Annotated in this window: 9 protein-coding genes and 1 tRNA gene; 2 read left to right on the forward strand and 8 right to left on the reverse strand. The window is 68.6% G+C overall.

Annotated elements, in window-relative coordinates; all coding sequences use genetic code 11:
• The first annotated feature begins 189 nt into the window (after positions 1–189).
• The gene (gene tpa / locus KF941_RS05930; RefSeq protein WP_214272800.1) at positions 190–1,569 is read left to right on the forward strand and encodes a hypotaurine--pyruvate aminotransferase Tpa; all 1,380 of its coding nucleotides are present in this window, start codon (positions 190–192) and stop codon (positions 1,567–1,569) included.
• A gap of 62 nt (positions 1,570–1,631) precedes the next feature.
• Positions 1,632–3,119, forward strand: a complete 1,488-nt coding sequence (locus tag KF941_RS05935; RefSeq protein ID WP_214272801.1) for a PLP-dependent aminotransferase family protein — start codon at positions 1,632–1,634, stop codon at positions 3,117–3,119.
• On the opposite strand, the gene zapE is transcribed toward KF941_RS05935, so the two are convergent.
• From zapE to KF941_RS05975, 8 genes are all read right to left on the reverse strand, one after another.
• Entirely contained in the window at positions 3,116–4,216 is a 1,101-nt protein-coding gene (gene zapE, locus KF941_RS05940) for a cell division protein ZapE (RefSeq protein ID WP_036756733.1), read from the reverse strand. The genes KF941_RS05935 and zapE overlap by 4 nt on opposite strands.
• Before the next feature lie 71 nt (positions 4,217–4,287).
• A complete protein-coding gene (locus KF941_RS05945; protein ID WP_214272802.1) occupies positions 4,288–4,893 on the reverse strand; it encodes a DUF6778 family protein in 606 nt (201 codons plus the stop codon).
• Positions 4,894–5,304: 411 nt separating this feature from the next.
• The gene (locus KF941_RS05950) at positions 5,305–6,336 is read right to left on the reverse strand and encodes a hypothetical protein (protein WP_214272803.1); all 1,032 of its coding nucleotides are present in this window, start codon (positions 6,334–6,336) and stop codon (positions 5,305–5,307) included.
• 49 nt (positions 6,337–6,385) lie between these two features.
• Positions 6,386–7,696, reverse strand: coding sequence for an MFS transporter (locus KF941_RS05955; RefSeq protein ID WP_214272804.1), 1,311 nt, complete (start codon positions 7,694–7,696; stop codon positions 6,386–6,388).
• Positions 7,697–7,889: 193 nt separating this feature from the next.
• On the reverse strand, positions 7,890–9,371 hold the full coding sequence (locus KF941_RS27880) for a hypothetical protein (protein ID WP_240540242.1): 1,482 nt from the start codon (positions 9,369–9,371) through the stop codon (positions 7,890–7,892).
• A 211-nt stretch (positions 9,372–9,582) separates the two neighbouring features.
• Positions 9,583–9,658 (reverse strand) — tRNA-Thr (locus KF941_RS05965).
• Positions 9,659–9,710: 52 nt separating this feature from the next.
• A complete protein-coding gene (locus KF941_RS05970) occupies positions 9,711–11,453 on the reverse strand; it encodes a heme biosynthesis HemY N-terminal domain-containing protein (protein ID WP_240540243.1) in 1,743 nt (580 codons plus the stop codon).
• Between the two features lie 10 nt (positions 11,454–11,463).
• Positions 11,464–12,930 (reverse strand): hypothetical protein, encoded by a 1,467-nt coding sequence (locus tag KF941_RS05975; protein WP_214272806.1) that lies wholly within the window; start codon positions 12,928–12,930, stop codon positions 11,464–11,466.
• Between the last annotated feature and the right edge of the window lie 60 nt (positions 12,931–12,990).

The following is a 12,990-nucleotide window of genomic DNA, read 5'->3' on the forward strand; positions in this document are numbered from 1 at the left end:
CGCCGCAGCTATAGCTTCGCGCCCGCAGAAAAGGCAGCGGGAAAACCCGCGGCAAGGGCATGCCACCCAGCCCGATTCGGCCCTGCCTGCGCAGAACTGGCCCCATCTATGGGCGCGATCTGGCTCTATCCCTTTTCCGCATTCGGGCGCAGTCAGGAGGAAACGCCCTTTGCCCGCAGGAGTCCGGCCATGACGCTCGATCTGAACCCCAACGACATGTCCCATGTGGTCGCGGCCGACCGCGCCCATGTCTGGCACCACCTGAGCCAGCACAAGCAATATGAGACCATCGACCCGCGCGTCTTCGTCGAGGGCAAGGGGATGCGGCTCTGGGATGCGACCGGGCGCGAGTTCCTCGATGCGGTTTCGGGCGGCGTCTGGACCGTGAACGTGGGCTATGGCCGCGAAAGCATCGCCGATGCGATCCGCGACCAGTTGGTCAAGCTGAACTATTACGCCGGCGCCGCCGGCACCGTGCCGGGCGCGATCTTCGCCCAGAAGCTGATCGAGAAGATGCCGGGCATGAGCCGGGTCTATTACTCGAACTCGGGCTCCGAGGCGAACGAGAAGGTCTACAAGATGGTGCGCCAGATCGCGGCGCGCCACCATGGCGGCAAGAAATGGAAGATCCTGTATCGCGACCGCGACTATCACGGCACCACCATCGCCACGCTCGCGACCTCGGGCCAGGACCAGCGCGCCATCGCCTACGGCCCCTTCCCCGACGGCTTCGTGCGCGTGCCGCATTGCCTGGAATACCGCAAGCAATGGGACGTGGAGAACTACGGCGAGCGCGCCGCCGACGCCATCGAGGAGGTGATCCTGCGCGAAGGCCCCGATACCGTCGGCGCCATCGTGCTGGAGCCGGTGACGGCCGGCGGCGGCGTCATCACGCCCCCCGAGGGCTATTGGCAGCGCGTGCAGGAGATCTGCCGCAAATACGACATCCTGCTGCATATCGACGAGGTGGTCTGCGGGCTTGGCCGCACCGGCACCTGGTTCGGCTATCAGCAATACGGCATCGAGCCGGATTTCGTGACCATGGCCAAGGGCGTCGCCTCGGGCTATGCGGCGATTTCCTGCACCGTCACCACCGAGCGCGTCTTCGACATGTTCAAGGACGCGCCCGAAGACGGCATGAGCTTCTTCCGCGACATCTCGACCTTCGGCGGCTGCACCTCGGGGCCGGTGGCGGCGATCGAGAACATGCGCATCATCGAGGACGAGGGGCTGCTGGCGAATACCGTCGCCATGGGCGAGCGCACGCTTTCGAACCTGCGCGCGCTGATGGAGAAGCACGCGGTCATCGGCGATGTGCGCGGCAAGGGCCTGTTCTGCGGCGCCGAACTGGTCGCCGACCGCGCCAGCAAGGAGCCGATGGACGAGAAGAAGGTGCAGGCCGTGGTCGCCGACTGCCTGGCGCAGGGCGTCATCATCGGCGCGACCAACCGCTCGCTGCCGGGCTTCAACAACACGCTTTGCCTGTCGCCGGCGCTGATCGCCACGACGGACGACATCGACCGCATCACCGATGCCATCGACAACGCGCTGACCAGGGTCTTTGCCTGACCCTTGATCCGCGGCGGCATTCGGGGGAGTGATGGACCCCGCCAGCCGCCGCGGATCACCCCATGCCGATTCCCCCCGACGCCTTCTTCCTGGACCACGCCGCCGGCCTGCCCTTGCAGGTCCAGTTGCGGCGCCAGATCATCGCCGCGGTGACGGCCGGCCGCTTTCGCGCGGGCGAGAAGCTGCCCTCGACCCGCGCGCTGGCCCGGCACCTGGGCGTGGCGCGGGTGACGGTGGCGCAGGCTTTCGCCGAGTTGGTCTCGACCGACTACCTGGCCAGCCGCGACCGCTCGGGCCATTACATCTCGGACAGCATCGAGCGGCGGCTGGAGGCCGAGGCCCCCGCCCCGGCGACGCCGCGCTTCGACTGGGACAGCCAGATCGAGGGCCGCTTTGCCCGCGCCCAGCGCACGGATCGCGAACGCGACTGGCGCCGCTTTGCCTATCCCTTCGTCTATGGCCAGGCCGATCCGGCGCTGGTCGATCACGCCGCCTGGCGCGACTGCGCCATGCGCGCGCTTGGCCGGCGCGAGTTCGACAGCCTGACCGGCGATCTCTACGACGCCGACGACCCGGAGCTGGTCGACCATATCGCCCGCCAGATCCTGCCCCGGCGCGGCATCAGCGCCGGGCGCGACGAGATCCTGCTGACGATGGGGGCGCAGAACGCGCTGTGGCTGGTGGCGCAGGTGCTGCTGCGCCCCGGCGCCTCCTGCGCCGTCGAAGACCCCTCCTATCCCGGCCAGCGCGAAATCCTGCTGGCCAGCCGCGCACGCATCCTGCCGGTTCCCGTCGATGCGCGCGGCCTGCCCCCCGATGCCATCCCGCCCGGCGTCGCGGCGGTCTTCACCACCGCCAGCCACCAGTGCCCGACCAATTCCACCATGCCGCTGGCCCGGCGCAAGGAACTGCTGGCCCGCGCCCAGGCGCAAGGCTTCGCCGTGGTCGAGGACGACTACGAATTCGAGATGTCCTTTGCCGGCGCGCCCTCGCCCGCGCTCAAGGCCATCGACCGGGCGGGGGCGGTGATCTATATCGGCTCCTTCTCGAAATCGGTGTTTCCCGGCGTGCGGCTGGGCTATGTCGTGGCCGATCCGCGCGTCATCGCCGAGGCCCGCGCCCTGCGCGGCATGGTGCTGCGCCACCCGCCGGGCCATATGCAGCGCACGCTGGCGCATTTCCTGTCGCTGGGCCATTACGACGCGCAAGCGAACCGCATGCGCCGCGCCTATGCCCGGCGGCGCGAGGTGATGCTGGCCGCCATCGCGCGCGAGGGGCTGCGGCTCGCCTCGCCCGAGGCGACCGGGGGCTCCAGCTTCTGGCTGGCGACGCCCGAGGGGGTGGATTCCTCGGCGCTTGCACTCCGGCTCAAGGCGCGCGGCGTGCTGATCGAGGGCGGCGCGGCCTTCTTTGCCCAGCCGGCGCGGGGGCGGGGCTTCTTTCGCCTCGCCTATTCCTCGATCGCGGCCGAGCGCATTCCCGAAGGCATCCGCCGCATCGCCGAGGCCCTGCAAGAGCAGGACCGGGGAGCGCCGCCGCCCGAGAGCTAGCCCCGGCCCCAATCGGCGTCGCGCATCTCGCGCAGCCGGCTGGCGGTGCGCTCGAACTCGAAGGCGCCCTCGCCCTCGGCGTAAAGCTGTTCGGGCTCGTCGGCGGCGCTGGCGATCAGCCGGACCCTGGCCTCGTAAAGCGCGTCGATCAGGGTGACGAAGCGCTTGGCCTCGTTGTAGTTCGATTGGCCAAGGCGGGGGATGGCGTCGATGAAGAGCAGGTCCAGCGCCTCGGCCATGGCCAGGTAATCCGCCGGACCCAGGGGCTTGCCGCAAAGATCCCAGAAACCCGCGCGGCCGATGCGGCCGACATGCCGCGGGATCTCGACCTTGCGGCCCTTGATCTCGAGCAGCAGGGGCGCGGCCGCCGCGCCGCCGGTTTCGGCTTGCCACAACGCATCCATCTGCGCCCGCGCCGCCGCATCGGCGGGGATGAACCAGACCTGCCCGCCCTCGTCGCGATTCTGGCGGTGATCGGTGGCGCTGGCCAGCTCGACCACTTCCAGCCGCTCGCGGATCAGGGCGATGAAGGGCAGGAAAAGCTGGCGGTTGAGGCCGTTCTTGTAAAGATCCTCGGGCACCCGGTTCGAGGTGGTGACGACGGTCACGCCCTCTTCGAACAGCACCTGGAACAGCCGGCCGACGATCATCGCATCGGCGATGTCGGTGATCTGCATCTCGTCGAAACACAGCAGCCGCGCCTGCTGCGCCACCGCCTTGGCGACCGGGCGGACGGCATCCTGTTGGCCGGTCTTGCGCACGCCCTCCAGCGCGCCCTGGATCTCTTGCATGAATTCGTGGAAATGCACCCGGCGCTTGGCGGCGACCGGCGCCGCCTCCATCACCAGGTCCATCAGCATCGACTTGCCGCGGCCGACGCCGCCCCACAGGTAAAGGCCCCGCACCGCCGGCGCAGGCGCGGGGGCCGCGCCCCGCAACCGCGCGAGCCAGCCGTTCTTCTGCGGCGCGGGCGCCGGGGCTGCGGCCAATTCCCGCACCAGCCGGTCCAGCACCGGCAGGACGCCGCGCTGTGCCGCGTCGGGTTCCAGCCGCCCCGCCGCCACGCGGGCCTCGTAGAGTTCGGATACGCTTGCCATATCCGCCCCCTGCCAAAGAAAGGACCGGCCCGCAAGGGCCGGCCCGGCAATTCCCATGAATTTCGTCGGGTTCAGCGCCCGCGGCGCTGGAAACTGCCGCGCGGATCGGTGCCGCGGCCCAGCCAGTTCTGCGTCACCGCGGCGATCTGGTTCACGATCTGCACCCGCTGGGTCAGGCCCTTGGCATCGGCCTCGTCCCCGGCCCGGCCGACGAGGGCGGGAAACTCGGCCTTGGCCAGTTGCGGCTGGCTCAGCGCGGCGCCGCTGCGGGCGTCGAAGACCTGCACGGTATAGTGGATGTTGTGGACGCCCGAGTTCTGCAACCGCTGGCGCACCACCGGGGTGATGGCGTGGAAGCGGTCGAGGGTGGCGACGATGCGCACGCCCGTCTTGCCCTTCAGCCCGGCGGCGCCCCGTTCGATGCCTTCCTCCAGGATGGCGGCCACCTGGGCGCGCCGGTCGCCCGCCGGCTCGCCATGCCAGACGATGTCGACATTGGGCATGTAGCTGTTCGCCTCGGAGGTGGTCAGCTCGTCCGGCACCGCGACCTCGACCGCGGCAAGGCGCCAGCCGGCGGTCTGCGCCGGATCAAGCTGTTCGTAGGCGGTTTCCCAGGTGCTGGCGCAGCCCGAGAGCCCAAGGGCCAGGCCAAGCGCCAGAAGCGCAGGTTTCAACATGGGGTGGTTCCTCGTTAAAATCGAATGAATGGAAGGCCGGCGACAGGCCGGCCGCTGAAATTGCGCCAGGGTCTTTGGGCATGATCGTGGCCTGGAAAATCGGATGGATCAGAAAAGCGCCTTTCGCAAACAGGCCGGCTTGCGCCGCGCAGGGTGTGCAGCAACTCTCCCCCGGCCCAGAGAGAGAATAATCTTTATTTTTCATAGTGCAAGAGAATTTCAGCCACAGGGCGGGAATCGTGTCGAGCAGCCTTCAAGATGGGGGTTGAATGCGTTTGCCATGACTCCAGTGAACGATGCCGGCATCATCGCAATCGCCCGATGTCGCGATTGCGGTCAATCTCCAAGGCACACAAGGATCTGATCCGTCGAACGTGACCGCCGGATACCGTTAAGACGCAGTGGCCTGATTCAAGATTCGATGAGGATGGCGACCAACGCATCCTGCTCGCCGCTTCCCTCAGCAGCATGCCAAGAAAACAGATTCTGCACGATGGGCTTTTCCTCCGAACGGCTTCTGGAGATATCGATTTCCCGCTCGACCTCTATGGGAGCAACTCCATTGGACCAAAAAACAAGGTGCTTCAAGAGACGGTCTGGCTGCTGAACGCTGGGGGGAGACTGCACCGAGAATGCCCCGATATTGTGCTCATCCACAAAAACATCGACAGCACCTCCTGTTTTGGCGGCAATCACGAAACCGGCCAAAAGTTTTCCTTTGGCCCGGATACGGATCGGCGCCGAAAAATCATAGATTCCTGCATCTAATATGCTATTCTTGAAACGCCCGGTCTCAAGCACTTCTGGCCGCAGAAGGCGTAGCTCCCTCCCGGCGAATGATGTAAGGCGCTGGGGTATTCGAGCCGCGCGGAGGTTGCCAAACACTTGGAGAGCGATTCGGCGCGGAAAACCAGTCCCGAGCTTGTAGTGGGCGCGATCTCTATACAGGGCCTTTACGTCCTGCTTTTTCTCGCCTGCAAACTCTTTCAGCTTGGGTCCAAAATCAATGGGTTCAAGTCCACGGCTGGCAAAGCGACGATTGATTTCCCTGCGATACTGACTGGGCTTATTGGAAAGCTGTTCGTCAAGATTCCAGAACAGAAGTGGCAGAACGCTAATATCGCGAAGAGCACAAAGTTCCAAAAACCAATCGAGATAGTAGAACAGCGTTTCTGCCGACTGACCAGATTTGTGATGATTTGCCTCGTTGATGGCATATTCCCAGATTACGATAGATCCGTTGGGAATCTCACCGTTCAATATCCGGTATATCCCGATAAGCGACGTCGCCGCCCCAATCGAGAGGTTGCGAATCTCGAAAGCTTCCTGATTCACAGCTTTTAGCTGCCGGACCCAGCCTTGCGACAAAAGGCAGTTAGAGCCGCCGACGATACACAGTTCTGGTATTGCCACAACTAACCTCCATTCAAGCATGCCCTTCATGTCGAAACGCTGTCGGGGCGTCAATATCAATATCCCTTCCCTCTGGCATTCAGACGATGGACTGGTTGCGGGTCTCGGCCCGGATGAACAGCGTGCCGATGGCGGCCAGGAGCAGCAGCGCGGCAAAGACGCCGATGGCGACGCCGAAGCCGCGCGCCACGACATAGCCCATGAGCGAGGGCGCCAGCAGCCCGCCCACCCGTGCCACCGCGCTGGCCGTGCCCATGCCGGTGCCGCGCAGGCCGGTCGGGTAAAGCTCTGGGGTGAAGGCGTAAAGCGCCCCCCAGGTGCCCAGCAGCGCAAAGCTCATCAGCAGCAGCGAGGCGGCGACCAGCCAGGGGCTGCCTGCGACGGTGAACAGGAAACAGCCCGCCGCGCTGAGCAGCAGGAAGACCTGCAAGGTGGGCTTCCTGCCCCAGCGTTCCACGCCATGCGCCGCCAGCGCATAGCCGGGCAGCTGCGCCAGCGCCATCAGCACCAGGAAGCCATAGCCGCGCACGAAGCCGAAACCGCCCTTGGCCAGCTCCGCCGGCAGCCAGACGAAGACGCCGTAATAGGACAGCGAGACCAGGAACCAGGCGGCAAAGATGCCCAGGCTGCGGTTGCGCAGCTCGGGGCCGAACAGCCGCGCCTCGGCGGTGACGGGCGGCGCGGTCAGCCGGGCGCCCTGCGGCAGCGCGCGGGCGCCGTTCGCGGTCAGCACCCGGTCCACGACCGCCCGCGCGCCGGGCTCGTCGCCCTTGCGCAGCAGGTACATCGGCGATTCCGGCACCCAGAGCCGCAGCCAGATGCCGATCAACGCCGGCAGCGCGGCGACGGCAAAGATCCAGCGCCAGGGCTCGGCCGCGCCGGCCAGATGCGCGATCCAGGCGGTCAGGGCGATGGCGATGGTGCCGATGGCCCAGAACCCCTCGAGCCAGACCAGCCAGCGGCCGCGGTTCCGCGGCGGCAGGAACTCGGCCATCATGGCGTAGTCGACCGGCAGCGTGCCTCCCACCGCCATGCCGGTCAGGAAGCGCAGCAGCATCAGCGACCAGATGTCCGGCGCAAAGACCGAGGCCAGGCCGAAGACCGCATCGCAGCCCACCGTCAAGAGCAGCACGTTGCGCCGCCCGATCCGGTCGGCGATGCGCCCGAACAGCGTCGCGCCGGCGAACATGCCCAGGAAGAACAGCGTGCCGGTCTGCAGGGCCTGCGGCACGGTCAGCCCGAAACTGGCCGCGATCGAGGCGGCGGTGAAGCCGATGGCGATGACCTGCATCGCATCCGCCGCCCAGACCAGGCCGAAGATGCCCAGCAGCCGCTGCTGGAAACGGCCCGCGCCGCCCTGGGTCAGGGCCTCGTCGATGGTCAGGTTCATGGGTCTTCTCCGCCTTGACGCCTGCGCCGCGGTCTTGCGGCGATCACCGCCATGTCCCACAGGAAAACGCCCGCCGACAAGCGGTTTTGCGCAAGGCGATGCGGGGCGGACGACGCAGGCATGAAAAGCGGGCATGAAAAAAGGCCGCCCCGGCGGGGCGACCTCTGGCGGGGCGGACGGGGCCGCGGGACAGTCAGGCGGACAGGAAATCCTCGATCACCTGCTCGAAGCTGGCGGCAAAGCTGCCGCCCGCCGGGCGGCCGAACAGCGCCGCGCGCATCACCGTGCCGTGCAGCCTCTGGCCGATGGCGACGGTTGCGTATTCCACGCCCGGAATGCCCGGCACGCTGAAGGTCGCGATGCTTCCCCCCCGCGTATAGGCACGCACCATCTGCGCCGCATTGTCGATCTCGATCCCCACCACGAAGGCCTCGGGGGCGGCGGGCGCCCCCCCGAGATTGACCACGCGCGAGGTTTCCCCGTCGTGGTAATAGGCCTGCAGCTTGCCCTTGTTGCTGGTGATCGAGACGGGGCCGCCGGCGGGATTGGTCGCGAAAAGCTGCGCCACCCCGGAGTTGTGATGCTCGATCGCCAGGCGCAGGACGACGAACATCCCGCCGATGCCGCTGGTCGAGATCCCCGAGGCCTGCAGGAAGCCGCCGCCGTCGAAGCGGATGCCCGCGGGCGTCATGGCAATGGCCTGCCCCGAGCCGACCCGCGCCAGATCCCAGCCGCCATTGCCGCCGTTCACCAGCCCCGAGACGGCATCGGCCGTGCCGGAAAACGCGGAACCGGCGTGGAAATACCCCGCCGCCCGCGCGTAATCCAGGCCCGGCGCCCCCGGTTCGGCGACCGTCAGCAGCGCCGGGGCGGCGACGACCGCGCCCGAGGCATTGCTCCAGTTGACCGCCAGCGCATATTCGCCGGGCTCGGACAGTTCCATGCTCAGCTGGTCCGGGTCGACCTGGTCGCGAATCGAGCTGTCGCCCAGCGTCAGATCCCATGCCGCGGCCGGCGGCGGCGCGCCCTCGGCCGCGCCCAGGTCCAGGGTGATGCTGTCGCCCAGCCCGGCCCCTTCGGGCAGCAGCGCGGGCTGGCGGGTGATCATCGGGGCCACCGCGGGCTCGGGGGGTTGCGCCCCGATCAGCACCGCGCCGCTCGCGTCCAGCAAGGCCGCCGGCTCGCCGCCCAGATAGATCTGCTGCACCCCCTGGAACAGGCTGCCCTCGATGGTGCCATGGATCACCGGCGGCACGTCCCGCCCGTCCAGGACCAGCAGGTCGTTCGGGCGGCGCTGGCTTTCGGGCAGGGCGAGGTAGCGGTCATGGTCCGAAACGCTGATCAGCCGCGCCACGTTGCCCTCGCGCGCGGCCCGCAGGTTCTGCGCGCTGGTCCGCTCCAGCTCGCCCAGCGTCGTCGCCAGCGCCGAGGCCAGGAACAGCGATTTCACTTCGAACACCTTGGCGACATAGTGGTTGTAGCCCTCGATGGTCCAGGTCGTGCCCGCCCGCTCGCCCTCGCCGTTCACGATCAGATCCAGCGACCAGCCGCCCTGCGCATCCGTCGTCGCCTCGACCTTCTGCGTCACCACCCGCAGCCCGCCGTCGAATATGTCCGAGCCCTGAAGCGTCGCGACGATCTTGCCCGCCGCGATCGGCGCAAGCGTCGCATCCATCAAAACGCCCCTGACTGTGGCTTTGTTCGGCATCTCACCCTCTCCTCATCCGAATGGCGCCGCATTATCGGGGAGGGGAAAAGCCGTTGCGCCAAGGCCGGCTGCAACGGCCGCTGTCAGGGGATCAGGCCGGCAAACTGGGCCGGTCGCGGGGCAGAAACGCAAAAACCCCAGAGAAATCAGCGCAATGCGTCGATTTCTCTGGGGTTTCTGGTGCCGGTGAAGGGACTCGAACCCCCGACCCCATCATTACGAATGACGTGCTCTACCAGCTGAGCTACACCGGCCTCTCATGTGCCGCGCCGGATAGCAGGTTCCGGCGCGGGCGAAAAGGGGGGATCAGCGATTTTTCCCCGCAATCTTCACTTCTTCCCGGTCGATCGGCTCGACATCGGGGCGCACGGGCAGCAGATCGCCCTCGCCGCCAGGCACCGGCCGGGGCGCCGACACGGGTGCTGCGGGCGCGGCCACCACCGGCTCGGGGTCGGTGACGGTCATCGCCGGCTCGGACCCGGCCACGGCCGGAGAGACGCGGCGATAATCCGATTCGCGCGGCACCATGCCGGGCGAGACATCGGCAATCTCGACCGGACCCGCGTCCTCGTCCGGCTTGCGCGGCTCGGGCTGCGAACCCACCGTGCCGGAGGTGGAGGCAGGGGGCGCGGCCGGCGTGGCCACCCCGGTCGCCCCCTCGCCATGCGCGGTGCCGACCAGCAGCGGCAGCATCTCGACCCCGTTCGAAGCGGTGGCGCCCCAGGCGGGGGTGTCCGGCTCGCGCCAGGTCAGCGTGTCAAAGCCGCCGCAGCTGTCGCAGGTCGGCGACCAGTCCGCCATGACGTTGTGGCATTTGTCGCAGACCCATTGCGGGCCGCGGCTGGCGACCAGCGCCCGCGCCAGGATGCCGCGCACCACCGCGTCGTCCGAGCCCTCGCCCCGCTCGACGGCGGCCAGGATCGACAGCGAGCGCACCGTCGGATGCTTCTCGGCCAGGTCGCCGAGCGCGCGGCGGGCGCCGGGGAAATCCTCGGCCGCCAGCAGCAGCTCGGCGCGCAGCAGCCGGGTTTCCTCGTGCTCGGGGTTCTGCCGCATCAGATCCTCGAAGCGGCGCAGCCGCGCGGCCGGCTTTTCGTCCGGCACGATCTCGGCATAGGTCGCGGCGACCGATGGATGCGGGCGCACGCTCCAGGTCTTTTGCAGCACCCGGCTGGCGTTGCGGGGATCGTTCTGCGCGATGTAGCTGCGCGCGGCCAGAACGGCGGCCGGGATCAGGTCGGGGCTGGCGCGGTTGGCGGAAATCGCCGCCTCGCGGGCGCTGATCGAATTGCCATGCGCCAGCACCTCGGAAGCCTCCTTCAACGCCAGGACCGCGTCGCGGCGGACATGCACGTCCTTGGGCAGCTGGCCCTGCTGGCGCTTGTCCTTGAGCACGGCGCGCGCACCCTTCCAGTCGCCCTCGCGGGTCTGCAATTGCAGCAGCGTGTCCTGCAACTCGGTATGCTTGGGCTTCAGCGCATAGGCTTTCTCGGCCAGTTTCAAGGCGGTGGCGGTGTCGCCTTCGTCCAGTTTCTGGCGCATCAACCCGCGGATGCCGACAAAACGCGTCCGCTCGTCCGAGAGCAGGCGGCGATACACCTCGGCGGCCTTGCGGCGGTCGCCCGCGACCTCGGCGGCCTGCGCGGCCAGAAGGTCGGTGACATGCGGCTTGTCGAGAAGCTTGGCCGCCTTCGCGGCCTTGTCCTGGGCCAGCCTGCCCTCGCCCGAGGCGACGGCCAGCATGCCCTCGGACAGCGCGTCATAGCCCTTGCGCTCGCGCGAGCGGGCGAAATAGCGGTTGATCGCCGTCTCGTCGCCCAGAAGGAAGCGCATGAAGGCCAGAAGCAGCCCCAGCAGGCGCATGGTGATCCAGCCCAGCAGCACGACGACCAGCGCCGCGATGACCAATTGCACCGGCCCCAGCGTGTATTCGGTGCCGCCATAGACCATGCTCAGGCCCTGGCCGGTTTCCGAAAGCTGCATCGCGCCCAGCGTCAGCACCAGCACGATGGCGAAGAAGATCAGGATTTTCAGTGCCGAAAGCAGCATGGCGCACCCCTTACATGCTGCCCGCGGCCAGGGCGGCCAGCGCGGCATTGGCTTCGACCCAGGCCTGGGCCGCGGCAGTCCAGCCGGCCATCGCCGCCTGGCCGGATTGCGGCAGGGCGGCGATTTCGGCCAGCGCGCCCTTGATGTCGCCGGCATTCACCGCGGCATCGGCGCGCGACAGGATGGCGTCGGGATCGCTGCCCTCGCGCGGCTCGACCGAGCGGGCGCCGGTCTGCACGCGCAGGAAGTTCCCGATGGCCCCCAGCGCACCGTCCTGCGGCGCCTCCTGGCGGGCGGCGGCCAGCGCCTCGCGCGCGGCGGCGGGAAAGCCGCTGCGCAGCTGGGCCAGCGTCGGCACCTCGCCGGTCAGCGCAGCCGGCGGCTCGACCCCGGCGGCGCGCAGGTCGGCCAGCGCCTGGTCGCGGGCGCCCCCGGTTTCGATCGCGGCTTGCAGCGCGGCGGCGGCGGTGGCGGCCTGGGCGCGGCGGTTTGCCGCCTCGGCCGTCTCCTGCAATGCGGATGCCTGCGTCTGGGCGGCGGCGATGCGCTTTTCGGCCTCGTCCGCCGCGGCGGCGATGCGGGCTTGCAGCGCCTCGGCCTGCGCGGCCAGTTCCTGGACCTGCCCGGTCGCCGCCTGCGCGTCAGGGCGCGCGGCGAGCGCGTCGATGCGGCCTTGCTGCGCCGCCAGCCGCGCGGTCAGCTCGTTCAGCACCTGCTGCAGCCCGTCGCTGTTCTCGCCCGAGACCACGGGCGCCACCACGGGCCGCGCGGCCAGATCGGCCACGGCCTTTTCCAGCGCGGCCAGCTTTTCCTGCTGCGCCTGCAACGCCTCGGCGTCGCCGCCCTGCGCCTCGGTATCGGCCAGGGCCTGCCGCGCCGCATCCGCACCCGCCTCGGAGGCACGGTTGGCAAAGGCCTCGGCCTGGGTCTGGATCTCTTCGCGCGCCGCCTCGACGGCAGCCTCGCGGGCGGCGGCGATCTGCGCCTCGGTCGGGGCGGGGTCGGCGCCCAGCGGCTGCCAGGCCGGCGGCAGATGCGGGATCGCCCACCAGGCCGCGGCGGCACCCAGGCCGGCGGCGACGACGCCGCCCAGGAAGGTCGGCATGAAGCCGGCCTTGCGCACCTCGACCACGCGGGTCTCGACCTTGGCCGGCTGGGGCTGCGCGGGCGCGGCCTCGGGCTTGGCGACGGGCGGCACGCCGCCCTGCTTCACCTCGGCGGCGGGCTGGGAGGGGGCGGGCTTCGATTCGGCCGCCGTCTTGCCGGCATCGCGCTTGGGCGCGGCGGCTTCGGGGCCGGTGCCGGTGCCGACCAGCCTTGATTCGACCTGCGGCTTGGGCTCGGGCCGTGCCGCCGGGGCGCCCTCACCGGCGCTGACCGGGCGGCTGTCGATGACCGAGCCGGAAACCGCCTTCTTCTTGCCGTCTTTTCCGGGGCTTGCCTTGTTCTCGCTGGAATTGGTTTCTGGCTTCTTCACAATTCTTCCCCGTTCCCTTTCGCATCGCGGCCCGGCTGCCACGGGGCAAGATCCGCCCCT

This window comes from Paracoccus sp. pheM1, assembly GCF_018499825.1.
GTDB lineage: Bacteria > Pseudomonadota > Alphaproteobacteria > Rhodobacterales > Rhodobacteraceae > Paracoccus > Paracoccus versutus.

Bases quoted from the DNA above. Each gene is read 5' to 3' on its own strand.
- tpa (WP_214272800.1), top strand. From the start codon at position 190: ATGACGCTCGATCTGAACCCCAACGACATGTCCCATGTGGTCGCGGCC.
- KF941_RS05935 (WP_214272801.1), top strand. From the start codon at position 1,632: ATGCCGATTCCCCCCGACGCCTTCTTCCTGGACCACGCCGCCGGCCTG.
- zapE (WP_036756733.1), bottom strand. From the start codon at position 4,216: ATGGCAAGCGTATCCGAACTCTACGAGGCCCGCGTGGCGGCGGGGCGG.
- KF941_RS05945 (WP_214272802.1), bottom strand. From the start codon at position 4,893: ATGTTGAAACCTGCGCTTCTGGCGCTTGGCCTGGCCCTTGGGCTCTCG.
- KF941_RS05950 (WP_214272803.1), bottom strand. From the start codon at position 6,336: ATGAAGGGCATGCTTGAATGGAGGTTAGTTGTGGCAATACCAGAACTG.
- KF941_RS05955 (WP_214272804.1), bottom strand. From the start codon at position 7,696: ATGAACCTGACCATCGACGAGGCCCTGACCCAGGGCGGCGCGGGCCGT.
- KF941_RS27880 (WP_240540242.1), bottom strand. From the start codon at position 9,371: ATGGATGCGACGCTTGCGCCGATCGCGGCGGGCAAGATCGTCGCGACG.
- KF941_RS05970 (WP_240540243.1), bottom strand. From the start codon at position 11,453: ATGCTGCTTTCGGCACTGAAAATCCTGATCTTCTTCGCCATCGTGCTG.